Annotated in this window: 24 protein-coding genes; 7 read left to right on the forward strand and 17 right to left on the reverse strand. The window is 65.8% G+C overall.

Going from position 1 to position 22,914, the window contains the following annotated elements; translation table 11 throughout:
* Positions 1-166 precede the first annotated feature (166 nt).
* The 11 genes from DBV14_RS11630 to DBV14_RS11680 all read right to left on the reverse strand — a co-directional run bounded on the left by DBV14_RS11630 (position 167) and on the right by DBV14_RS11680 (position 10,732).
* Positions 167-1,222: a GTP-binding protein gene (locus DBV14_RS11630; protein WP_124459346.1), complete on the reverse strand. Its 1,056-nt coding sequence runs from the start codon at positions 1,220-1,222 to the stop codon at positions 167-169.
* Between the two features lie 130 nt (positions 1,223-1,352).
* Positions 1,353-2,573 (reverse strand): class I SAM-dependent rRNA methyltransferase, encoded by a 1,221-nt coding sequence (locus DBV14_RS11635; protein WP_124459347.1) that lies wholly within the window; start codon positions 2,571-2,573, stop codon positions 1,353-1,355.
* Between the two features lie 16 nt (positions 2,574-2,589).
* Positions 2,590-3,582: a tyrosine recombinase XerC gene (locus tag DBV14_RS11640; protein ID WP_124459348.1), complete on the reverse strand. Its 993-nt coding sequence runs from the start codon at positions 3,580-3,582 to the stop codon at positions 2,590-2,592.
* Complete coding sequence (locus DBV14_RS11645; RefSeq protein WP_260396994.1) at positions 3,566-4,216, reverse strand: YdcF family protein; 651 nt, start codon at positions 4,214-4,216, stop codon at positions 3,566-3,568. Before DBV14_RS11645 ends, DBV14_RS11640 begins: the two co-directional genes overlap by 17 nt.
* Positions 4,213-4,920 carry a DUF484 family protein gene (locus DBV14_RS11650; protein WP_124459349.1) on the reverse strand — a complete coding sequence of 236 codons (708 nt, stop codon included), beginning with the start codon at positions 4,918-4,920 and terminating at the stop codon, positions 4,213-4,215. Before DBV14_RS11650 ends, DBV14_RS11645 begins: the two co-directional genes overlap by 4 nt.
* Positions 4,917-5,801 (reverse strand): diaminopimelate epimerase, encoded by an 885-nt coding sequence (gene dapF / locus DBV14_RS11655; RefSeq protein ID WP_124459350.1) that lies wholly within the window; start codon positions 5,799-5,801, stop codon positions 4,917-4,919. The genes DBV14_RS11650 and dapF overlap by 4 nt, the downstream gene beginning before the upstream one ends.
* 56 nt (positions 5,802-5,857) lie before the next feature.
* Complete coding sequence (locus DBV14_RS11660; protein ID WP_124459351.1) at positions 5,858-7,441, reverse strand: MFS transporter; 1,584 nt, start codon at positions 7,439-7,441, stop codon at positions 5,858-5,860.
* Positions 7,434-7,832 carry a DoxX family protein gene (locus tag DBV14_RS11665; RefSeq protein ID WP_124459387.1) on the reverse strand — a complete coding sequence of 133 codons (399 nt, stop codon included), beginning with the start codon at positions 7,830-7,832 and terminating at the stop codon, positions 7,434-7,436. The genes DBV14_RS11660 and DBV14_RS11665 overlap by 8 nt, the downstream gene beginning before the upstream one ends.
* 17 nt (positions 7,833-7,849) lie before the next feature.
* Positions 7,850-9,751: an amidohydrolase gene (locus DBV14_RS11670; RefSeq protein WP_124459352.1), complete on the reverse strand. Its 1,902-nt coding sequence runs from the start codon at positions 9,749-9,751 to the stop codon at positions 7,850-7,852.
* Positions 9,744-10,046 carry a DUF1427 family protein gene (locus DBV14_RS11675; protein WP_124459353.1) on the reverse strand — a complete coding sequence of 101 codons (303 nt, stop codon included), beginning with the start codon at positions 10,044-10,046 and terminating at the stop codon, positions 9,744-9,746. The genes DBV14_RS11670 and DBV14_RS11675 overlap by 8 nt, the downstream gene beginning before the upstream one ends.
* Before the next feature lie 32 nt (positions 10,047-10,078).
* Positions 10,079-10,732, reverse strand: a complete 654-nt coding sequence (locus DBV14_RS11680; protein WP_124459354.1) for a hydrolase — start codon at positions 10,730-10,732, stop codon at positions 10,079-10,081.
* 174 nt (positions 10,733-10,906) lie between these two features.
* Between DBV14_RS11680 and DBV14_RS11685 the strand changes: the two genes are divergently transcribed.
* Together DBV14_RS11685 and DBV14_RS11690 are read left to right on the forward strand one after the other, a co-directional pair.
* On the forward strand, positions 10,907-11,815 hold the full coding sequence (locus DBV14_RS11685; protein ID WP_124459355.1) for a LysR family transcriptional regulator: 909 nt from the start codon (positions 10,907-10,909) through the stop codon (positions 11,813-11,815).
* Positions 11,816-11,864: 49 nt separating this feature from the next.
* A complete protein-coding gene (locus DBV14_RS11690) occupies positions 11,865-13,241 on the forward strand; it encodes a DUF4303 domain-containing protein (RefSeq protein WP_124459356.1) in 1,377 nt (458 codons plus the stop codon).
* Positions 13,242-13,256: 15 nt separating this feature from the next.
* On the opposite strand, the gene DBV14_RS11695 is transcribed toward DBV14_RS11690, so the two are convergent.
* Entirely contained in the window at positions 13,257-13,886 is a 630-nt protein-coding gene (locus tag DBV14_RS11695; protein ID WP_124459357.1) for a 2-hydroxychromene-2-carboxylate isomerase, read from the reverse strand.
* 88 nt (positions 13,887-13,974) lie between these two features.
* On the opposite strand from DBV14_RS11695, the gene DBV14_RS11700 reads away from it, so the two are divergent.
* A complete protein-coding gene (locus DBV14_RS11700) occupies positions 13,975-15,159 on the forward strand; it encodes an MFS transporter (RefSeq protein ID WP_124459358.1) in 1,185 nt (394 codons plus the stop codon).
* Here the strand turns inward: DBV14_RS11700 and DBV14_RS11705 are convergent.
* The 3 genes from DBV14_RS11705 to DBV14_RS11715 are packed head-to-tail and all read right to left on the reverse strand — an operon-like array spanning position 15,146 to position 17,147.
* On the reverse strand, positions 15,146-15,910 hold the full coding sequence (locus DBV14_RS11705; protein WP_124459359.1) for an anti-sigma factor: 765 nt from the start codon (positions 15,908-15,910) through the stop codon (positions 15,146-15,148). The genes DBV14_RS11700 and DBV14_RS11705 overlap by 14 nt on opposite strands.
* Entirely contained in the window at positions 15,907-16,497 is a 591-nt protein-coding gene (locus DBV14_RS11710; protein ID WP_260396995.1) for a sigma-70 family RNA polymerase sigma factor, read from the reverse strand. The genes DBV14_RS11705 and DBV14_RS11710 overlap by 4 nt, the downstream gene beginning before the upstream one ends.
* Before the next feature lie 50 nt (positions 16,498-16,547).
* Positions 16,548-17,147, reverse strand: coding sequence for a DUF3455 domain-containing protein (locus DBV14_RS11715; RefSeq protein WP_124459360.1), 600 nt, complete (start codon positions 17,145-17,147; stop codon positions 16,548-16,550).
* Positions 17,148-17,391: 244 nt separating this feature from the next.
* Between DBV14_RS11715 and DBV14_RS11720 the strand changes: the two genes are divergently transcribed.
* Together DBV14_RS11720 and DBV14_RS11725 are read left to right on the forward strand one after the other, a co-directional pair.
* Positions 17,392-17,904 carry a hypothetical protein gene (locus DBV14_RS11720; protein ID WP_124459361.1) on the forward strand — a complete coding sequence of 171 codons (513 nt, stop codon included), beginning with the start codon at positions 17,392-17,394 and terminating at the stop codon, positions 17,902-17,904.
* Positions 17,901-18,350: a hypothetical protein gene (locus DBV14_RS11725; protein WP_124459362.1), complete on the forward strand. Its 450-nt coding sequence runs from the start codon at positions 17,901-17,903 to the stop codon at positions 18,348-18,350. The genes DBV14_RS11720 and DBV14_RS11725 overlap by 4 nt, the downstream gene beginning before the upstream one ends.
* 77 nt (positions 18,351-18,427) lie before the next feature.
* Here DBV14_RS11725 and DBV14_RS11730 read toward each other — a convergent pair whose 3' ends face one another.
* A complete protein-coding gene (locus DBV14_RS11730; protein ID WP_124459363.1) occupies positions 18,428-18,844 on the reverse strand; it encodes a hypothetical protein in 417 nt (138 codons plus the stop codon).
* Between the two features lie 327 nt (positions 18,845-19,171).
* On the reverse strand, positions 19,172-20,398 hold the full coding sequence (locus DBV14_RS11735) for a hypothetical protein (protein WP_124459364.1): 1,227 nt from the start codon (positions 20,396-20,398) through the stop codon (positions 19,172-19,174).
* Positions 20,399-20,788: 390 nt separating this feature from the next.
* On the opposite strand from DBV14_RS11735, the gene DBV14_RS11740 reads away from it, so the two are divergent.
* Positions 20,789-21,991 (forward strand): MFS transporter, encoded by a 1,203-nt coding sequence (locus DBV14_RS11740; RefSeq protein WP_124459365.1) that lies wholly within the window; start codon positions 20,789-20,791, stop codon positions 21,989-21,991.
* A gap of 59 nt (positions 21,992-22,050) precedes the next feature.
* Complete coding sequence (gene dkgB / locus DBV14_RS11745) at positions 22,051-22,890, forward strand: 2,5-didehydrogluconate reductase DkgB (protein ID WP_124459366.1); 840 nt, start codon at positions 22,051-22,053, stop codon at positions 22,888-22,890.
* Positions 22,891-22,914: the final 24 nt, after the last annotated feature.

A 22,914-nucleotide genomic window follows, 5' to 3' on the forward strand; every position in this document is an offset into this window, starting at 1 on the left:
TCCCCGCAGCGAAATAAAGGAGGAGCGAAGCGGGGGACATTCGCGGAGGGGAGTACCCGGTGTCCTGTGCACGCGCCCCGAACAACAACGGCAACAACAAAGAAGCAAAAAGGCGCTGCACCCTTTCGGGAGCAGCGCCTTTTTTGATGCGCTCAGCAGTCCGGCGTCACACCAGGCACTGCTCCAGCCCCTGCTCCAGAATCTCGCGCGGCAGCTCGATGCCGATGAACACCATGCGGCTCTGGCGCACTTCGTCCTTGCCCCACTCCGGGCCCAGGTCGCTGCCCATCAGCTGGTGCACGCCCTGGAAGATCACCTTGCGCTCCGTGCCCTTCATGTTCAGCACGCCCTTGTAGCGCAGCATGCGCGGGCCGTAGATGTTGACGATCGCGCCCAGGAAATCTTCCAGCTTGGCTGGGTCGAACGCGCGGTCCGCCTTGTAGACGAAGCTCTTCACATCGTCGTCATGGTGGTGATGGTGGCCGTGCCCCTCGTGCTTGTGCGAAGGGTGGTCGCAATGCTCGCCATGCGCGTGGTCATGGTCGTGGTGGTCGTGCGCCTCTTCTTCCTTCAGGAAGTCGGGGTCGATGTCGAGCTTGGCGTTCAGGTTGAAACCGCGCAGGTCGAAGATGTCCTTCAGCGGCACATCGCCAAAGTGCGCCTTCTGCTGCGGCGCGCGCGGGTTCATGTGCTTCAGGCGGTGGATCAGCGCCTCGGTTTCCTCGGCCGACACCAGCTCGCTCTTGCTGATGAAGATCTGGTCGGCAAAGCCCACCTGGCGGCGCGCTTCCTGGCGGTCGTTCAGCTGCTGCGGCGCGTGCTTGGCATCGACCAGCGTCAGGATCGAGTCGAGCAGGTAGCTCTCGGCAATCTCGTCGTCCATGAAGAAAGTCTGTGCCACCGGGCCGGGGTCGGCCAGGCCGGTGGTCTCGATCACCACGCGGTCGAAGTCCAGCAGGCCCTGGCGCTTCTTGGCAGCCAGCAATTGCAGCGCTTCGCGCAGGTCTTCGCGGATGGTGCAGCAGACGCAGCCGTTGCTCATCTGCACGATCTGCTCTTTCGACTCGGTCACCAGGATGTCGCTGTCGATGTTCTCTTCACCGAACTCGTTCTCGATGACCGCGATCTTCTGGCCATGGGCCTCGGTCAGGATGCGCTTGAGCAAGGTGGTTTTGCCCGAGCCGAGAAAGCCGGTGAGGATGGTCGCGGGAATGAGGGCCATGAAGAGGTGCTCCGGAAGCGGAAAACGGAAAAAACGGGGACTGGGGGAGAAAAACGGGGACTGGGCGGCAGTTTAGCCAATGCCACTCAGTTGCGTTGGCGAAGGGGTCAAGCCGCGTCAAGAGCCCGGTTCATGCGGGCTTCCTGACCACCACCAGCCCCTTCAGGTACTCCCCTTCGGGAAATTCGATGGTCATCGGGTGGTCGGGCGCGGCGCCCAGGCGCTCGGCAATGTAGCCGTCGACGTTCGCGTCCAGCCCGGCCGATGCCACGATCTTGTGGAACAGATCGGCGCTGATGCCGCCCGAACACGAAAACGTCAGCAGCACGCCGCCCGGCTCCAGGATCTTGAGCGCCAGCCGGTTGATGTCCTTGTAGGCCCGCGCTGCACGCTCGGCATGCGCCACGGTGGGCGCGAACTTCGGCGGATCGAGCACGATGGCGTCGAAGGTGCGGCCCTGGTCGATGAACTCGCGCAGCACCGTGTTGACGTTGGCGTCCAGAAACTCCGTCTTCACGCCCGAACCCTCGCCGCCGAAGCCGTTCAGCGCCAGGTGCGCGCGTGCGCGGTCGAGTGCCGGCAGCGACGAATCGACCGACACCATTTCCGAGCCTTCGAGCGCGCCCGCGGCCTTCAGGCCCGCCAGCGCCGCCACCGTGAAGCCGCCGGTGTAGCAAAAGCAATTGAGCACGCGACGGAAGCGCCGGTGCTTCGCCAACTCGGCAAAGCGCTGGCGGCTGTCGCGCTGGTCCAGGTAGAAGCCGGTCTTGTGGCCGGTCGCGATGTCGAGCGACAGCTTCCAGTCGTGCTCGCGGATCGTGATGTCGGAGGGGCCTTCGCCGCGCAGCCAGCCCGTGACGGGCTTCAGGCCTTCGCGCTCGCGGCCGCTGGCGTCGGAGCGCTCATACAGCTTCGTCAGGCCCGTGGCCTTGAGCAGCGCATCGGCCAGCACGTCTTTCCAGCGCTCGACACCGGCCGACAAGAACTGCGCCACCAGCGTGTCGCCGTAGCGGTCGACGATCAGCCCCGGCAGGCCGTCGGCCTCGCCGTGCACCAGCCGCACGCCATCGCTCTGCAGGTCGAACAGGCCGCGCGCCGCAACGGCACGGGCGCACACCGCCTCGAAAAACGCCGCGTCGATGCGCTGCGTTTCCACAAAGCTCCAGGCCCGCGCGCGGATCTTGGAAATCGGGCTGAAGGCGGCCCATGCCAGGAAGGCGCCGTCGTGGGATTCCACGCGCACCGTCTCGCCCGAATCGGCGCCGCCGCGTGCGATGGCGGATTCGAAAACCCAGGGATGGCGGCGCTGCATCGAGCGTTCTTTGCCCGGTTTGAGTCGAAGGGTTTTCATGTTTTCCTGCGTGTTCTTACTTGTTGTTGTTTTCGGGCTTGGCCTTGGCGCGCGGATGCGCCGCGTCGTAGGCCTTGGCCAGGTGCTGGAAATCCAGCCGCGTGTAGACCTGCGTGGTCGCTATGTTGGCGTGGCCCAGCAGTTCCTGCACCGCGCGCAGGTCGCTGCTCGACTGCAGCACGTGGCTCGCGAACGAATGGCGCAGCATGTGCGGATGCACCGGCGCCACCAGCCCGGCCTTGAGGCTGCGCTCGCGCAGCAGTTTCCACACCGCCTGCGACGACATGCGCAGGCCCTTGGCACTGATGAAAAGCGCGGCTGCCGCGTTGGCGTCGTGCAGCCGGGCGGTCGCCAGGCCGGCGCAATCGCCGCGCACCGCGAGCCAGTCGCGCACCGCCTCGGCCGCCTTGCCGCCCATCGGCACGATGCGGCGCTTGCTGCCCTTGCCCAGCACGTTGGCTTCGAGCGCGTCCAGGTCGACCCAGCCGCGCGCGGTGTTGCTTGCCTGCGCATCGAGGCCGGTGAGCTCGCTCACGCGCAGGCCGCAGCCATAGAGCACTTCGACGATGGCGCTGTCGCGCGCTTCGGTCCAGGGGTCGGCTTCGGGGTCGTACAGCTCGGCCAGTCGCACCGCATCGTCCACGCCCAGCGCTTTCGGCAGCGGCCGGCCGGCCTTGGGCGCATGCACGTCCTGCACGGGGTTGAAGCCGATCAGCCCTTCGTTGCCGAGCCAGCGGTAAAAGCTGCGCCAGCACGACAGCACCAGCGCAATGCCGCGCGGCTCGCGGCCGGCGCTGTGCAGTTGCGCCGTCCAGCGGCGGATGTGGGCGGTCTGCACGCGGTCGAGCGGCAGGTTGGCGTCGGCCGCATGCGCGGCGAGCGACTGCAGGTGGAAGGCATACAGCTCGACCGTGCGCGCCGCGAGACGGCGCTCGACGCGCACATGCTCGAGGTACTTTTCGATCCAGCCCGATGAAGCCGGCGCGGCAGGCTCAGAAGAGATAGCCATGGCCGGCATTGTTCACGATGGCTGCCGGCTCGCGCAATGCGCCCTTGAACAACATGCCCCAGGTGCGCCAGCACGAAGTGGGCGCGGCGGCGTACTGCACGTCGAAGGTCTTGTCGAAACCGCTCTTGCGCACCAGCCGCTCGATGCGCCACAGGTGGTACGGCTCCGACACCACGACCACGCTGCGCACGCCGGCGGCCTGCAGAAGCGGTGTCGACAGCGCCAGGTTCAGCCGCGTGGACGACGACACGGGCTCCAGCAGCGCCGGCCCGGTGTAGCCCATGGCATTGGCGTGCTGCTGCATCACCTCGGCCTCGATGCGGCCGTCTTCGGTATCGACGCCGCCCGAGTACACGAGCTGCCTGACCAGCCCGGCCCGCGCCAGTGCAATGCCGGTGTCGACACGCCCGGTCAGGCAGGGGTTCGGCTTGCCGTCGAGGTACGCGCGGTTGCCCAGGATGAGCGCCGCATCGGCCGGGCGCTGCGGCGGGTTGTCGAGCACCTGCTCGGCGTGCCGCCAGACCATGGCGGCAATGGCCACATAGGCCAACGCCCCGGCCAGCAGGCCGCCGAACAGCACGACCTGCCAGGGGCGGCGAAACCAGGGGCGGCGCGGCGAGCGCGGGCGGCTCAAGGACGCAGCCGCGAAAGTCCGCCCGAAGCCAGCTCGGCGATGCGCTCGAGAAAGTCGGTGCCCATCTCGGCATTGAAGCGCTGTGCGTCGGGCGACGCCAGCACCAGCAGGCCGAAGGCCGGCGACTCGGCGTCGGGGCGCAGCGGAATCAGCGCGATCGACATGGCGGCGGTCGGCTCGGGCAGCCAGTTGGCCGCCTCGAAGCCCGAGTTGAGCCCGCAGTACGGAGACGTGAGCGAAGTGGCCAGCGCCTTCACGTCGTCGCTCACCCACTGGGCATAGGCCTCGTTCAGGTATTCGCTGCCGCAGTCCCACACCTTGATGGCCGTCTGCGGCACCAGGAACAGCGACTGCAGGTCGACGGCAATGCGGTACGGCAGGCTGCGCGGATCGCGCGTGGTTAGCAGGCCTTTGGTCCAGCGTTGCAGGCGGTCGGCAATGACCACGTTTTCGGTGCCGTGGCGCACCATGTCCATCAGGCGGTGCTCCAGCGCCTTGATTTTTTCGCGCAGCATCTCGGCCTGCCGCTCCTGCAGGCTCACTGCGCGGTTGCCGTGCGGGCTGGTCAGTTGCACCTGCGCCAGCAACTGGGCATGGCGCTCGAAGAAGTCGGGCGTGTTCGCCAGGTAGTTGGCGATGTCGTCTTCGGTGATCGGGTTCATGGCGTTGTTGGCGTCGTTGTTGTTCGTCGTGAAAGAAGTCATGGCAGCTCCGGCACCTCGATATCGCCTTCAAAGACCGTGGTGGCCGGCCCGGTCATCAGCACCGGCTGGCCCTCGCCCTGCCACTCGATGGTCAGAACGCCGCCGTGCGTCTGCACGTCGACCCGGCGCTCCAGCAGCCCGAGCCGGATGCCCGCCACCACCGCCGCGCAGGCGCCCGTGCCGCAGGCCAGTGTTTCGCCGGCGCCGCGCTCGAACACCCGCAGCCTGACGTTCGTTCGGTCGACCACCTGCATGAAACCCGCGTTCACGCGTTGCGGAAAGCGCGGGTGGTGCTCGATCTGCGGGCCCTGCTCGGCCACCGGCGCCGTATCGACGTTGTCGACCACCTGCACCGCGTGCGGGTTGCCCATCGACAGCACCGCTACCGAAACGATAGCGCTGCCCGCACGCGTGCCCAAGGCAAGGTGCCACTTTTCCCACGAGCCATCGGGCTGCGGGTCGAGCCCGGCGGTGTCGAAAGGCACGCGCGCGGCCTCGAACACCGGCGCGCCCATGTCGACAGTCACGCGGCCGTCGGCGCCCATGCGCGGCGCGATGACGCCGGCCAGCGTCTGCACGCGCACTTCGGTCTTCTCGGTCAGCTTGTGTTCGCTCACGAAGCGCATGAAGCAGCGCGCGCCGTTGCCGCACTGCTCCACTTCGCCGCCGTCGGCGTTGTGGATCACGTATTGAAAATCGATGCCTTCCGCCGCGTCCTTCGGGGGAGGCCGCACGGTAAGGATCTGGTCGGCGCCGACGCCGAAATGGCGGTCGGCCAGAAAGCGGTACTGCGCGGCGCTGAGGCCGAGCGTGCCGCGTGTTTCGTCCAGCACGACGAAGTCGTTGCCGGCCCCCTGCATCTTGGTAAAGCGGATTCGCATCGGGGGATTATCGCCACCGGCGCCGCCCCTGACGACCGGGGGGACAGCCCGGCCCGCTACAGCGCCAGGAAGTGATGCACCTGCGGCTTGTCCGGCCCGATGTGAAAGCGCAGCGCCTCGGCCTGCAGGTCGGCGTCGGCGTGCGACACGCGGTGGTGCTGGCGCAGGTGCTCGGCCCACGACTCGACGAGGAACCACTCCATCACGCGTTCGGCATCGGCCGTGTGCTCGTGCACGCCCCAGGCGTAGGCGCCGTCGCGGCGGCGCTCCAGCGACAGGCGCTTCATCGCCTCCAGGAAGGCCGGCCGGTCTTCCTTGCGGATGCGGTACTCGACCTGGACCATCACGGGCCCGCGGTCGTGCGCCACGGGCTCGGCCAGCAGCGGCTCGGGCCAGTGGTTCGAGGCCTGCAGGTCGGCCTCGCCGGCGGGCAGGCGCACGCGATGAAAAACCAGCCCCATCACCACCAGCCCCACCGCGCCCGCCACCAGCGTGGCCGGCACGCCGACCTGCTGCGCGACCAGGCCCCAGCCCAGGCTGCCCGCGGCCATCGCGCCGTTGAACACCGTGAGGTACACGGCCAGCCCGCGCCCGCGCACCCAGTTCGGCAAGATCGATTGCGCCACCCCATTGAGCGTGGTGAGCGCGATGATCCAGCCCAGGCCCAATACCAGCAGCATCAGCACCGCGAGCCACTGCGGCGGCGCGAACACCAGCCCGCCCATCACCGCGGCCGTCAGCAGCGAGGCCAGCAGCAGCATGCCGTCGGCGTCGAGCCGGGCGCGCAGCCGCGGCATCACCAGCGCGCCGCCGATGGCGCCCGCGCCCACCGCGCCGAGCAGGATGCCGTAGAAGCCCGCGCTGCCGCCCAGCATCTGGCGCGCCACCAGCGGCAGCAGCGCCCACACCGAACTCGCGAACAAAAAGAACACCGCCGCGCGCAGCAGCACCACGTGCAGCTCCTTGCTGGCCCGCGTGTAGCGGATGCCGGCGCGGAAGGCGCCGAGAAAGTTTTCCGAAAGCCCGCTGTCCACCGCCGCCGGCCGCTTCCACCACAGCAGCGCCGCGATCACGAACACGTAGCTCAGCACGTCGAGCCCGTAGGTGGCCGCCGCACCGAAGCTGGCAAGAATCAGCCCGCCCGCCGCCGGCCCGATGGAGCGCGCGATGTTGATGCCCAGCGAGTTCAGCGCCACCGCGCTCTTCAGGTCGCTGCGCGGCACCAGCTCCGGCACGATCGACTGCCAGGTCGGCCCCATCAGCGCCGCGCCGATGCCACCCACGAATGTCAGCGCGACCAGGTACTCGACCGTCAGCGCGCCCGTGTGCGACAGCACCAGCAGCGTGCCGCTCACGCCCGCCAGCAACACCTGCACGAAGATCAGAAAGCGCCGCCGGTCGAGGATGTCCGACAGCACCCCCGCCGGAATGGCCAGCAGGAAGATCGGCAGCGTGGCCGCCGTCTGGATCAGCGCCACCGCCGTCGGGCTGGCCGACAGGTCGGTCACCAGCCACGAGCTGGCCACGTCGCGCATGAAGCTGCCGATGTTGCCGAGCACCGTGGCGGCCCACAGCACCGCGAAGACCGGCTGGCGCAGCGGCGCGAAGGCGCCGGCGGCTTTGTTTGGGGATTCAGACATGGGCACGCTCTTTCAGGTCGAGCCAGGCAACGAGCAGGAAGCCGCCGACCAGGCCCAGGTGTTCGAAGAAGGAGTTTGCCGCCATGAAGCGCTCTTGCCCCACCGGAATCTCCCAGAAACGCAGCGCCACGAAGGTCGCCATGAGCGTGAAGCCCGCCAGCGCCAGCGCGCCGAGCCAGCGATAAAAACCGGTGAGGATCAACGCCGCCGCGCCCAGCTCCAGCACGATCACCGCCACGGCCAGCGGCCCCGCGGGCGACAGGCCGAAGTGGTTCATTTCGGCAATGGCCGCGTTGAAATCCATCGCCTTGTTCAGCCCGCCCTGCAGGTAGGCCGCGCACAGCAGCAGCAAGGCGACCCAGCGCACGGCGGGTGAAATGGTCCAGCGCATCGTGTTGGTATTGGCCATCACACCGCCCAGCAGGCGCAACCCAGCGCGCCCCAGAAGCTCTTCAGGTCGGCAATGGGCAGCTTGCTGCTCCAGGCCGTCGCGTGGCTGTGGCCGTGCACGTTGCAGTCGTTGGCGCAGGCGCAGGACATGGCCGCGTTGCGCAGCACCTTCTGCATCGGCGCACCTTCAGCGGGGCCGGCCGTATCGGCCCAGCCCGCATAGCCGCCGAAGGTGCGCGCGGGCGACCAGTCGGGCATGGCCGGCGGCAGCGTGCCTTCGTCGTGCGCGGCGAACGGGCCGGCACCGTAGACCACCTTGCCGCCCACCATGGTGAGCAGCGCCGTGGTGTCGGCAATTTCCGATTCGGCGCATGCGAAGAAGTCGCGGTCGGGCACCACCAGGTCGGCCAGTTGCCCGGCCTGGATGCGACCCTTCTTGCCCTCTTCGTTCGAGAACCAGGTGACGTTCTCGGTCCACATGCGCAGCGCGCCTTCGCGGTCCAGGCAGTTGCGTTGCGGGTACAGCTGCATGCCGCCCACCGTCTTGCCCGTGACCAGCCACGACAGCGACACCCACGGGTTGTACGAGGCCACGCGCGTCGCATCGGTGCCGGCCGACACCTTCAGGCCTTTCTCGAGCATGCGCTTGACCGGTGGCGTGGCCTCGGCCGCGCCGGGGCCGTAGCGCTCCACGAAATACTCGCCCTGGTAGGCCATGCGGTGTTGCACCGCCACGCCGCCGCCCAGCGCGGCGATGCGGTCCATCGACTTTTCGGAAATGGTCTCGGCATGGTCGAAGAACCAGTTCAGGCCCGCGAGCGGCGTGTCTTTGTTGACCCGCTCGAACACGTCGAGCGAACGGCTGATGGTTTCGTCGTAGGTCGCGTGCATGCGCCACGGCCAGCGGTTCTGCGCCAGGATGCGCACCACGCCTTCGAGCTCGCCTTCCATCTCGGGCGCCAGGTCGGGGCGCGGCTGGCGGAAGTCTTCGAAATCGGCCGCCGAGAACACCAGCATCTCGCCCGCGCCGTTGTGGCGGAAGTAGTCGTCGCCCTGCTTATAGGTCGAGCTGGCCGTCCAGTTCAAAAAGTCTTCTTTCTCGGCCTTGGGCTTCTGCGTGAACAGGTTGTAGGCCAGGCGGATGGTGAGCTGCCCGTCGTCGTGCAGCTTGCGGATCACTTCGTAGTCGTCGGGGTAGTTCTGGTTGCCGCCGCCCGCGTCGATGGCGCCGGTCACGCCCAGGCGGTTGAGCTCGCGCATGAAGTGGCGCGTGGAATTGAGCTGGTAGTCGAACGGCAGCTTCGGGCCCTTGGCCAGCGTGGCGTAGAGGATGGCCGCGTTGGGCTTGGCCAGCAGCAGGCCGGTCGGGTTGCCGGCGCTGTCGCGCACGATCTCGCCGCCGGGCGGTGCGGGCGTGTCCTTGGTGTAGCCCACGGCGCGCAATGCGGCACCGTTGAGCAGCGCGCGGTCGTACAGGTGCAGGATGAAGACGGGCGTGTCGGGCGCCACCGCATTCAGCTCGGCAATGGTCGGCAGGCGCTTCTCGGTGAACTGGTGCTCGGTGAAGCCGCCCACCACGCGCACCCACTGCGGTGCGGGCGTGATGGCCACCTGGCGCCGCAGCATGGCCATGGCGTCGGCCAGGCTGCGCACGCCGTCCCAGCGCAGCTCCATGTTGTAGTTGAGCCCGCCGCGAATGATGTGCAGGTGGTTGTCGATCAGGCCTGGCAGCACGCGCTTGCCTTGCAGGTCGATCACGCGGGTGGCGGGGCCGGCCAGCGGCAGCACGTCTTCGGCGCGGCCCACGCGGGTGAAGCGCCCGTCCTTGATGGCGACGGCATCGGCCGTGGGGTTGGAACGGTCCAGCGTGGTGAAGCGGCCGTTGCGCAGGATCAGGTCGGGGGTGGCGGTCTCAGCCATGGCGGGATTCTTTCGAGGAGGGGTTGGCATCGGCGACGGCCTCGGCCGGCAGGCACTTCGGCAGCTCGCCGAACACGTGCGGCTTGACCTGGTGGTGAAGCCACGAGGTGGACGAGGTGGCCGTGGCCTGCGGCCCGATGAAGCTCTTCACCAGCGGCGGGATCTGCTCGCCGAGCAGGATGCCGAGCAGCCCCACCAGGGCGATCACCGGCGGCGCCGGCGAGCGCACCTGGAAAAGCGCGTAGATCACGCCGACCAGAAGGCCGAGTGCGAGGGAAACGACATAGGTCTTCATGGCCGGCGCCTCTTTCTTTTTCTGAAGAGCGATCAGCCTTCGTGCGCGCCGAACATGGTCTTGGCGTACGTCACGCCCAGGCCGTAGGCGCCGCCGACCTTCTTCGCGATGCCCGTGGTCAGCTCGTAGGTGTCGCCGCGGGCCCAGTCGCGCTGCAGCTCCAGCAGGTATTGCAGCGAGGTCATCGGCCGTGCGCCGGCCTGCACCATGCGGTCCATCGCGCGGTTGTGCGCCTCGGCGGACACGTCGCCGCAGGCATCGGCAATCACGTACACCTCGAAGCCCTGGTCCAGCGCCGACAGCGCCGGGCCCACGATGCACACGCTGGTCCACAGGCCCGCCAGCACGATGCGCGGCTTGCCGATCTGGTTCACGCGCTCGATCACGGCGGCGTCTTCCCAGGTGTTCATCGAGGTGCGGTCGAGCATCTTCTGGCCCGCGAAGGCCTCGGTGATCTCGCTGAACATCGGGCCCGAAAAACTCTTTTCAGCCACCGTCGTCAGGATGGTCGGCACCTTGAAGCCGGCCGCCGCCTGCGCCACCAGCGCGGCGTTGTTGCGCAGGTTCACCGCGTCGATCGAGTGCGTGGCAAAGGCCATCTGCGACTGGAAGTCGATCATGACCAGCGTGTGGTCGGTGGGGGTGAGCAGCTTGGCGCCAGCGGTGGGGGTTGCTTTGATGGACATGGAAGGCTCCTTCGGTTGAATGGATGTTCGATTGGATTCACAATTGCTTTTGGAGGAAATCTCCTTGGCATGGGCTGAATCATCCGATCCCCAACACCTGTCATCGACGAAACTTTTCACCGTCAATCATCGAAGTTTTCGATCATTCCTTTTTCATTCACGGAGAACCGTCGCGTGCTCAAACTCAGCCTGGAAGCCATCGAGGTCGTCGACGCCATTGCGCGCCACGGCTCCTTCGCCGCCGCCGCCACGCGCCTGAACAAGGTGCCCTCGACCATCTCCTATGCCGTCGGCAAGCTCGAAGAGCAACTCGGCATGCTGCTGTTCGAGCGCAACGGGCCGCGCGTCACGCTCACCGCCGTCGGCGAAGAAATGCTCAAGGAGGGCCGCTGGCTGCTGAGCGCCGCGAACGACCTCGAATCGCGCATGCGCCAGATTGCCACCGGCTACGAATCAGAGTTGCGGCTGGTGCACGACTCGCTCATTCCCACCGAGGCGCTCATCGACGACATCCGCGCGTTCGAAGACCTGCGCTGCGGCACGCGGCTGCGCGTGGGCTGCGAGGCACTCACCGGCAGCTGGGAGGCGCTGCGCGAGGGGCGCGCCGACATCGTCATCGCCGCGGGCGAAGGCCCGGCCGGCGGGGGCTACCAGGCCGCGACCGTGGGCAGCCTCGAATTCGCGTTTTGCGTTGCGCCCACGCACCCGCTCACGCGGCTGGGCCGGCCGCTGCAGCGCGGCGACCTGCTCGACTGCAACGCCATCGTGGTGGGCGACTCGGCCCGCACGCTGTCGGACCGCACCGTCGGCCTGCTCGCCGGGCAGCCGCGCATCACCGTGCCCTCGATGGCCGCCAAGGTCGCCTGCCAGGTGGCCGGGCTGGGCCACGGATTCCTGCCGCGCGCGTGCATCGCGAACGAGCTGAAACGCGGCACGCTGGTCGAGCTGCCGACCGAAGAACCGCGCGCACCCGAAGCGTTCTGGCTCGCATGGAAGACCGGCGCGCAAGGGCAGGCGCTGCGCTGGTGGCGCGAGCGCATGAACCGCACGCTGGTGCCGGCGCTGCTGCCGCGCTCGTTCTGAGTCACCACCGCGCCCTTACGATTCCAAATCCCCAAGGAGAAATGCGCGCATGAGCCAATGGAAAGCGCTGGAGCCGCTGATCGTCGAAGACGCCCTGCGCGCGCTACACCAACTGCTGGCCGACAACCCCGGCGAGCAGTTCTACGCCGTGGCCTTCCAGGGCATGTACCGCGAGCTCGACGGCCCGATCTACCTGCCCGCACTTTCCGCCAACAGCGTGAGCGCCCGCGAAAGCGAGCCCTCAGGCGATTTCTGGACGGCCGAGTGGAACCCGCCCGACTGGCGCTGGGACGAAATCCAGTTCGCCAGCCCGGCCCAGAATGCGGCAGCCGACGCCGCGTGCGAGACCACCCGCAACCACACCCGCGAAGCCTGGCTGCTGGCCGAGCGCGAATGCATCGACATGCTCGTGTCCGCGGCGCAAAAGATCCGCGCGGCGCTGGGCAATGCGCCGCAGCTTGCGCCCGATTTCGTCGTCTTTCTGCATGACGACGAGAACGGCCTCGACCTGGCACGCCGCAGCATCGGCGACGCCGCTTTCCGAAAGCTCTTTCCCAAGGAAACAGAGAGCGAGCACGAGCGCCTGCGCGTCGCGGCCATGCCCGTCGAAGAGCGCGTGAGCTGGCTGGTCGGGCGCCTTGGCCGCTTCGATGGACGACCGATCGATGCCTCGGATGCGGAGAAATGGCTGGTCGACATCGGCGCGCCCGCCGTGCCCGCGCTGCTCGACCTGCTCGCCCGCCCACGCGGCAAATTCAGCCTGGAGGCCGCCAGGATGCTTGGGCACATTGGCCTCGCAACGCCCGACGTGCTGGCCGCACTGCGCAAGAAACTACTCGCCCCCGCCGACAGGTCCACGCACGCCTGGTGCGCCGCAACGCTGGCGTACCTGGGCAACAGCGACTGGCTCTTCGAGCAACTCGCCGCGTGGCGCGACCAGCCGGAACGCGCCGCCGTCGCCGTTCGCGGTCTTTGCGCGCCCTACTCCGCCTTTCGCGATCCGACGCCCGTGACGCTCGACTACCGGCCCTTGGAAACGCTGCTGTCCGGCTCCACCGCCACCGTCGAAGTCGTGCTCGAAAAACTCAAGCCTGGCACCAGCTATTGCACCTTGCGGCCCGGTGAAGTCGACGAAGCGCTGCGCGGCATGGTGTCACCGCATGCCTTCGTGCGCCGGCATGCGGCCAGCGTGGCCGACGACAGGGGACTGGGCGCGGCAGCCGGCGAACGCCTCTTGCCGGCGCTGGCCGATCGCCTTGCCCATGACGAAGACGCCAACGTGCGATGGCAGGCCGCTCGCGGCCTTTTGGCCTGGAAGCGCGAAGCCCTGCCCTGGCAAGCGGTGATGCAGCGAGCGGCCTTGCACGATGCCGACGACAGGGTTCGCGAAGCCGCCCGGGAATGCCTCGCCACGCATGGCCCTTGATCGGCTGATCGCCGTTCAGCCCGCCGCGCGCAGCTTGTCCAGCGCCCGGTCCAGAAACGCCAACCGGTCCTGCCCCCAGAAGCGCTCGCCATTGAGTATGAAAGTCGGCGCGCCGAACACGCCCGCCTCCACCGCTTCCGCGCTGTTGGCGCGGTACACCGCCAGCGTTTCGGCCGACTGCTCCAGTGCCTGCAGCGAGGCGCCGTCGTAGCCGTTTTCGTCGGCCACCGCGATGCGTACCGACGCCTGCGACGTGTCGCGCTCTTCGGCCCACAGCGCGCGCAGCAGCGCATGCGACAGCGGCTGTGCGTCGAGCCCCTTCAGCTGCGCGGCAATCACCATCCAGCCCGGGTACTTGTTCCAGTTCGCATCGCTCGGCGCGCCCTTCGGGTAGTGCGCGGGCTCCAGGTTCATCGGCATGCCGAGGTAGTCGCTCCAGCGCGCCAGCTCCAGCGCGTGGTACGTGCGGCGCGGCTCGGGACGCGTCTTCAGCGGAATGCCGCCGGTCTGCGGCACCACCGCCTGGAAGTCATACGGCTTGAGCGTGAGCCGCACGTGGTGGCGGCGCACGATGTCTTGCAGTTGCGGGCCGCCCAGGTAGGCCCAGGGGGAAGAGAGGCTGTAGTAGCAGTCGATCGCGATCATGTTTCGATTATCTTCAGCACATGCCTCACGCCGCCGCGCCGCTCCCCCTTCTCCCCTCGGGGTCTGTCGCGCGGGAGCTGCGGGCGCCATGAAGTTTCCGGCCTTTCTTTTCTCGCTGTTCCTCTCCAAGTTGGCCGACCAGATCCTGCTGTTCCTGGTGCCGCTGGTGGTGTTCCAGGTGACGCAAGACGTGGCCTGGTCGGGCTACGCCTTCGCGGCCGAGACCTTTCCGCGCTTTCTGTCGTTTCCCGTGTGCGGCGCGCTGTGCGACCGCGTCTCGCCGCTGAAGCTGCTGCGCGGCAGCCAGATTTTTCGCGCGATGGTCTGCGTGCTCGGCGTGCTGGGCAACGAGGCGCTGGGCGGCATCGGCTGGCTGGTGGGTTTGTCGGCCGTGTGCGGCGTGCTCACCACACAGGGAATGATGGCCCGCGAAGTGATGCTGCCGCAGATAGCCGCCGGCCACGGCTTCGACAAGGTGCTGGCCTATGCGCAGACCGCCGACCAGACCGGCATGGTGCTCGGCCCGCTGCTGGCGGCGGCGCTCTTCGCCGTGTGGCCGTGGCAGGCGGCGGTGGGCGCCGCCGCAGCGCTGTTCCTGCTGGCCGACGTGGCCACCGCCTACTGGCGGCGCGGCAACCCCGTGCAACTGCACGAACCGCAGGGCGAGCCCGGCCACTTTCTGCAGCCCGTCAAAACCGCGCTCGGCCACGTGCTGCGCCTGCCCGGGCTGCTTCGCCTGACCGTGCTGACCGCCGGCGTGAACCTCATGCTCGGCACCACGCTGGCCTCGTCCGCCGCCATGGTCACCGGGCTGCACCAGCGCTCGGCCACGTATTACGCGTGGCTGCAGACGCTCGGGGCCGTGGCCACCATCGTCATCTTGCTGGGCATCATTCGCGGATCGTTCCCGCTCAAGCGCATGGGCGTGGCCGCGTACACGCTGATCTTTGTGGGCGGGCTGCTCACCGCCGTGAGCACCAGCCACTGGGGCTATGCGCTCGGCTTTCTGCTGGTGATCGGGTTCGACAAGATGTTCAGCATCTACATCCGCATTCACCGGCAACGCATCATTCCGGCGAAGGACTATGGCAAGACCACCGGCGTGATCGTGCTGCTGAACAACCTGAGCCAGCCCGTGGCCGGCCTGCTGGTCGGCGCATTCGCAAGCGCGGCCCAGACCCGCATGGTCATTCTGGCGCTGTGCCTGCTCATGGGCGCCATCGGCATCGCTGCCGCCCTGGCCCACCGGCGGGGCGCTGCTACATCACCTTGACCGCGCGGCCGATGTATTGAATCGGCCCCGTCGGCCGGTCGATCGGCGAGCCGTTCTCGGGCTCCAGCGTCAGTTCGAACAACTGGTTGGGCTCCAGTGGCGGCAGCTTGTCGATGGGAATGCGCAGCGTCTGCCCCTGCTTCACCAGCCCCAGCGACACCGGCCCGCGCCACTGGTCGGCCTTGGTCCAGAACTGCAGCGACTTCTGCGGCGGCACCACCATCGTGCCCAGTGGCACCAGGTTCAGCTGGCGCGCCGAGTTGGTCTGGATCACCCAGCCCGGCGCCTTGTCTTGCGGTGCCACCAGCACCACCACGTACTGCGTGGCCGGCGGCGTGGCGTCGCGTGTGACCACCACCGCCAGCAGCAGCGCCGCCGTCGCGAATCCGCCCGCGGTCAGGCCGCGCCAGAGCTTCAGGTTGTTCCACCAGTTCGAAAGGCCTGAGGCACTCGCGGGCGATGCCTTCGCAGCAGCAGCAGCCGGCTTGTTCAAGCGGCCCAGGCCATCGACGCTGCGCTCGATACGCGACCACAGCCCCACGGACGGTTCGACCGGCGGTGCCAGCGAGGTCAGCGGCAGCAGCCGCGCTTCCCAGCCCCGCACCGCTTCGCGCAGCGCCGCTTCATTCGGCATGCGCGCTTCGACCGCCGCACGCGCGCCGGCCGACAGCGTGCCCAGCACGTACTCGCCCGCCAGTGCGTCGATGTTGTCGTTGATGTCTTCGTTATTTGTTGGTTCGGCGGTGCTCATGCCATGCACTCCCGCAGCGCGCGCATGCCGCGCTGGATCCAGGCCTTCACCGTGCCCAGCGGCGTCTTCAGCCGCTCGGCGATTTCGCCATGCGAGCAGCCTTCGACGTACGCATAGAGGATGCAATCGCGCCGCGCCGGTTCCAGCCCCTCGAGGCAGCCGTGCAGCCGGCCCAGGTCGGCGCGCAATTCGAACGGGTCGCCCGTGGCCGCGTACGCCGCCAGCGAGGCCTGGTCGTCGGCCGCTTCGACGGCGTCTTCGTCCATGCTCACTTGGCGCGCGCCGCTGCGCACCATGTTCAGCGCCGCATTGCGCACCACGCTGTACACCCAGCCCCGGCCTTCGCCCAGCGCCGGGTTGAAGCTCGCCGCGCGCTGCCAGATGCTCAGGAAGGCATCGTGCAGCACGTCTTCGGCCTGCTGGCGCTGGCGCACGATGCGCAGCGCCACCCCCATCAGGTACCGGCTTTCACGCTGGTAGAGCTGCTGCAACGCCGTACGGTCGCCGCGGGCGCAAGCCATGAGGGCGGCGTCGTAGTCGAAGGGGGTGGCGGCAGCGGCGGTGGATGCGGGCGGCGGGTTGTGCACGGGTGCGATGGTAGTGGCACCGGCGCACCCGCCGCGCATTCACCCCCGGATCAGGAAGCCTTCCAGAAAATGTAGTCGGCCTGGTACTTCACCACCTGCTTCTGGCCCTTGGTCGCCGGCGTGCACGGCGAGGCCGCCGGCGCCACGCCGCCTTGCAGCGCCACGCGCTGGATGTAGGTCACGCCCGTCATCGCGCCCGAGCCCGTCGCCGGGTTGGCCTTCACCAGCTGGAACGGCAGGCTGGTCGGGCCCGAAGGCGCAACCGCCAGTTGCGTTGCCGTGAGCTTCGAGCCGTCGTTCGATTCCCACGTGGCCGGCGGGCCGTAGTACTTGCCCACCTGCTTGCCGCTGCGGTCGTTCAGCTTGGCGTCGGGGCCGACGAACACCCACTCCGTCTGGCCCGGGGCGTTGGCCTTGTCGCGGCATTCGTAAGTGATGTCGCCCACGCCCACCGTTTCCATCGCCACCTTGTTGCCGGCCGGCACCTGGATGGTCGGCGGCAGGCTCGACTGGTTGAAGGCGGGGGCCATCGACATCGATCCGCAGGCGGTGAGCACGGCGGCAGCGGCGGAGACGGCGCCGAGGACGGCGAGCGAACGGGACGTGGAAGAAGAAGAAGAAGAAGAAGAAGAAGAACGGGAGGTGTGCATGGAATTGCTCCTGGGTTGTAGAAGGACAGCAGCTCCTCGCTGCTGAAGGGTCTACACGGCAGGTGCGCGTTTGGATGCACCGGGGGCGAAATATTCTTTTGCGATTGGCTGGGTCGGGCGAGCGGGCCACCGGAAAGCTGAAACCGCCGGACAGCGTGACAAATTTCGAAGCGGTTGACACTGGGCCACAGTGTCATCGGCCGCATCCTCCTACAACTCCCAGACACAACTGGGAGGTTCCAAGATGATGCGAAGAATTCTGGTGGTCGGAGGCAAGGTCAACAAGCACCGGCAAACTGTTCTGAGATACCTATTGGCATCTCTTGCCGTGCTGCTAACACCAGCCGCATCGGCGTGTAGCCCGATCAAGAGCACCGGCGTTGTGTTCGATCGGAACTCCGCCAAGGTTCCGGCTGAACAGGTTCTCAAGATTGCCAGCTGGACCGCCCTACTCCGCGCGAGATATCCCAATCGAGAAGCCATCTTCATGACCACGCAGGCAGCGTTCGGCGAGGACGATGCAAACAACCTCGGACTGAGGCGCATGAGGAGTGTTGCAGAGGTTCTCACGGGGAACTTGCAGTTCGATGTGCAGCGGATCCACCTCCCCTCGATCGGTTATGTCGCCACCAAGCCGGCGCCGGAGGGAAGCAACTTGGTGAAACGCGTTGATATCGACTTCTTGCCGGCGTGCCCGCACGAGTGCCCATGCCAAATGGGAGACCCTCTCTACAACCCGCTGGATCAACGGCGGTGAAGGGTCAAATCATTGCCCTGCTGTCGCTCGCCCTGACCGCAGGGCCAGTGGCCGCGTGCAGCTACATCGTGCAAACCCAAGTGCACTTCGAAAGCGGCTCGGCGGAACTGGACCGGTCGCAAGTCATCAAGCTTGCCGAGTGGCTGGACCGCTCGTACACGGACTTCTCCATGTACACGGGCGCAGCGGTGGAGGCCGGTGCTTCCGGTCCCGTTGACGCGGATGCAAAAGCGTTGGCCGCACTGCGTGCAACCAACACGGTGAAAGCGCTACGCATGCTGTTGCGCGTTGACCTTCCGGTGGAGAAATTCTCTCGGGCATACCGCTTTTCAACGAGCGACCTGGGAGAGAACAACGACTTCGCTTCGCTCCAGCTCTACCCCGATGCCGCAAGGCTGAAGCTGCCGGACTGCAACCCGGTCCCGATTCCGGGCTTCAAGTACTGAGCCAGTGGCGCAACAGGGCATGCCATGTGCCGACCGACCGGCACATGGCAACCGCCCCAATCAACAGCAGCCCTCACTCACCCCGAGTGCGCGAGCTGCAAGCCCCCTTTGCCATCGGGCTGCCAGACCTCCGCCCCATCCGAACTGGCATTGAAGAATCCGACACCGTGCTTCGCGGCAAGCGCGACAACGGCGTCATACGCAGGCTCGGCCTTCGACCAGGCGAACGCCGCATAGATGACTTCCCGCCCGACGCTGTAGTCGGTCACCGTCGAGTCGTCCTCCGGAAAATCCTCGGACGACAACGGGCCGTTCATGGCAGGCCATGACTGGATCATTTCCAGGAACCACGCCTTCAATGCAGGCGCGCTCACATCCGGGTCGTCGTAGGAATGGTCTTCTTCCCACTCGGTGTGGCCTTCAAACCATTCGAGAAAGGCGGCCCGGTCCTTGGGCGCAGCCTCCACTGCAAACACCATCAAGTCGTAACTCATGTGGGGAACTCCTCCTGGTTGGGAGTTCGATTCTGGTGTCGGTGAATGACAAAAGTGCGAGTGGTCGAGCCATGGGCGCCTCCAAGCCGCCCTCGGAGGTATTTGACCAGTAGCCCAAATACCCGCACGGCGCAGCTACGCCACGGCAGTTCGTTCGCGAGCACTGCCGCGCCGTGCCCGCAAGGGATTTTTTAAGGAAAAACATCCCCAAGGGCATTGGTACTGACTCAACCGAGCCTGGCCAAGGCCCGCAGGCGAAGAAAACGAGCGCATTGTGAGCGGGGCGTTCAAACGCGAGCAAGGTCCAGTTCCCTGCGCCGACGATCATCAAGAAGATCGTTGCGACAGGGTTGGGAGATCGGGCTCCACATCTCGTCGCATGAGTGTTTCGAGATCACTGGCTAATTTATGCACGCTGTTCCATTGCTGATAGTCACACTCGATATTGAAGACCTTTTTTATGAGCATTGCATTCTGTTCGACCGTTGGAGCGTCTCGAAACATTGCATACAAGTCCGTAAGCCCATGAGCTTTTCCCACCGCCTGATTCAACTTGTCCTTCTGGACAAGCCGATCTCCGACCTTGATGTGAGCCGCTACAGGATTTTTCAAGGTATCCCAGAGCGTGTGCGAAAGACGATCTGTGCTCTCCATCTTTTCCATCGCCGCCGATAGCGCTTTATCGGTCTCCATTCTGATTTTCCTTTTTGCGCCACGGGTTTTCGCGTTACGCAACTCTATTGCTTGATCGGTGATTGTTTGACGAAATCCAGTTAGATCTTTTCTTATTCGCATGAGCTCATTGCAAAACGCGCCCGGACTGTCCTTGCAGTTCTTAAGAACTGTTTGAGTCAAAGCCGGCATTTTTATACGACGCCACTCAGGAATGTCACTGTCATCCCAATCATCGAATTCAGTCGACAAGCTTTCGAACAACTTCAATGCGGCCTTGCGTTTTTCGCCGATGTATTCCAAGGTAAATGGCCGGCTCAGCAGCCCGGTGTACAAGTGCAGCCCCAATTCCGTTGCCACATTACCCATTGCGCGCATTCGACGATAGGAGGCATCCAAGGTATCCATATCGGAGCGTGAAAAATCTGCACTTCGGCCAAGCAAGTACGCCGTATCCAAATTGTTCGAATCCATGATGCGCGACATGCGAGCAAAACCGAAGGTTTTCTCATATTCGATCAATGTCTGAAGTTCATCAGCCAACCGATCAATGTTGTAGCTCACATGCGTGTTGAGCCAGGTTCTATCTATCAGAATTTCAACAGACAGGTCCTCTAGCCCAATCCTCGTCAGCAGCTCTTCGCACTCGCGAGCCACTCCCGTCGGATGAATCAACCCCCAATTGAAAAGATCCCCAAACCCAATCTGCTCTCCGGTTGGCAGCTCGTAGATATAGATTCGCTCATGAAACGCAGCTGCTTCGATCAAGGAATTGATGGCATGCAGCTCCCCCGGCGTAATTATCTTCGGCGAAGAGAAAACCCTGTTGGCATCAATCAGCACATCAACGCTAAGAAGTGCGCTATTGGAAACGTCAATCATGGGAGCAGCCCTGGATTTTTATGCACAGCTAGAACCTCCAATTTCCAGACAGCAAAAACCGACAACCGATTGCACAAATCGTCTCAATCCATTTTCACTTGAAAACGACGACTTCTTTAGTGGTTTCAGTGCAAGTTTATACAGGATTATCGCGCCTAAAGAGAGCGGTTTTTCCTTGTGGACAAAGGGGACAGTTGAGAAAACGAGGTACCACTCCGCCGGTCTATTTTCCCAGGCACTCCAAGCCGGACAACGGGAGACTCCCTGTGATTTCCCACCGAATAGGCTCGCACAAATTATTGACTGTCAGACAAATATATTGTTCCTAAAACCCCATTTATCCGCAAAGGTATCCGCAAGACACTCCTCCCATCCCCTCAGGAGTGCTTCATGCCAATCGCCTTACTCGCGCTGACCCTCAGCGCCTTCGCCATCGGGACGACCGAATTCGTCATCGTTGGCCTCATCCCCACGGTCGCTGCTGACCTGGGCATCGGCCTTCCCTCGGCCGGCCTTCTCGTCAGCCTCTACGCACTGGGCGTCGCCATCGGCGCGCCGGTGCTCACGGCCCTCACGGGCAAGCTGCCGCGCAAGGCGCTGCTGCTCGGGCTGATGGCGCTCTTCACGCTCGGCAACCTGCTGGCGTGGAAGGCACCGAGCTATGAATCGCTGGTGGCCGCCCGCATCCTCACGGGCCTGGCGCACGGCGTGTTCTTCTCTATCGGCTCGACCATCGCCACGGGCCTGGTGCCGAAGGAAAAGGCCGCGAGCGCCATCGCGATCATGTTCACCGGGCTCACGGTGGCGCTGGTCACGGGTGTGCCGCTGGGCACGTTCATCGGCCAGCACTTCGGCTGGCGCGAAACCTTCCTGGCTGTGTCCGCGCTGGGCGTCATCGCCTTCATCGGCAGCTGGATCTTCATTCCCAACAACATCCGCCACACGCCGCCCGCCTCGCTCGCGCAGCAAGCCAAGGTGCTGGCCGAGCCGCGCCTGTTGCTGGTGTATGCCAAGACTGCCATCGGCTACGGCGGCTCGTTCATTCCGTTCACGTTCCTTGCGCCGATCCTGACGGACGTGTCGGGCTTCAGCGCCGGCTCGGTGGGCTGGGTGATGCTGGTGTATGGCGTGTCGGTGGCGGTGGGCAACATCTGGGGCGGCAAGCTGGCCGACCGCATGGGGCCGATTCCCGCGCTGAAGATCATCTTCGCGCTGCTGGCCGCCGTGCTGCTGGTGTTCAACTTCGCGGCACCGCACAAGTGGCTGGCGCTGGTGGCGGTGCTGATGTGGGGCGCGGTCGCATTCGGCAACGTGCCGGGCCTGCAGGTGTATGTGGTGAAGCAGGCCGAACGCTTCACGCCGCAGGCGGTGGACGTGGCCTCGGGCCTGAACATCGCGGCCTTCAACCTGGGCATTGCGCTGGCAGCCTGGGCCGGCGGCCTGATCGTGACGCACCTGGGCCTGATGCACACGCCATGGATCGGCGCACTGGTGGTGCTGGTGTCGCTGGGCCTGACGCACTGGAGCGGCACGCTGGACCGCCGTGCCGGCATCCCGGCGCGGGCCTCGGGTCCGATGCCGGTCAGCCACTGATCGAAGCCTTCTTCATTTCCTCATTCATTCAATTTCAACGCACAAGGACAAACAACATCATGGCAACGAACAACGACATCAACGACATCAACGACACGACCATCCCCGCCTTCGGCCTCGGCACCTTCCGCCTCAAGGGCCAGGTGGTGATCGACTCGGTAAAGAACGGCCTCGACGTGGGCTACCGCGTGATCGACACGGCGCAGATCTACGGCAATGAAGCCGAGGTGGGCCAGGCCATTGCCGAAAGCGGCGTGGCGCGCAAAGACCTGTTCATCACGACCAAGATCTGGACCGACAACTACGCGAAAGACAAGCTGGTGCCGAGCCTGAAAGACAGCCTCGCCAAGCTGCGCACAGACCATGTCGACCTGACGCTGATCCACTGGCCCTCGCCGGGCAACGCAGTGCCTGTGGCCGAGTTCATGGGCGCGCTGGCCGAGGCCAAGACGCTGGGGCTGACCAAGCACATCGGCGTGTCGAACTTCAACATCGCACTGATGAAGGAAGCCATCGCGGCGGTGGGCGCGGAAAACATCGCCACCAACCAGATCGAGCTGCACCCGTACCTGCAGAACCGCAAGGTGGCGGAGTTCGCAAAGAGCCAGGGCATCCACATCACTTCGTACATGACGCTGGCCTACGGCAAGGTGATCGCCGACCCGGTGATCGAGGCGATTGCCAAGGCGCACAACGCAACGACGGCGCAGGTCACGCTGGCCTGGGCGATGCAACTGGGCTACGCGGTGATTCCGTCGTCGACGAAGCGCGCGAACCTCGAAGGCAACCTGAAAGCGCAGCAGCTGAAGCTGAGCGATGCCGAAATGGCGCAGATGGCCGCGCTCGACCGCGACGAGCGGCTCACCGACCCGGCCGGCCTGTCGCCGGCCTGGGACTGAGCGAGCCATCGACGCGAGGGCCAA

The organism is Variovorax sp. KBW07 (assembly GCF_003852515.1).
Taxonomy (GTDB): Bacteria; Pseudomonadota; Gammaproteobacteria; order Burkholderiales; family Burkholderiaceae_C; genus Variovorax.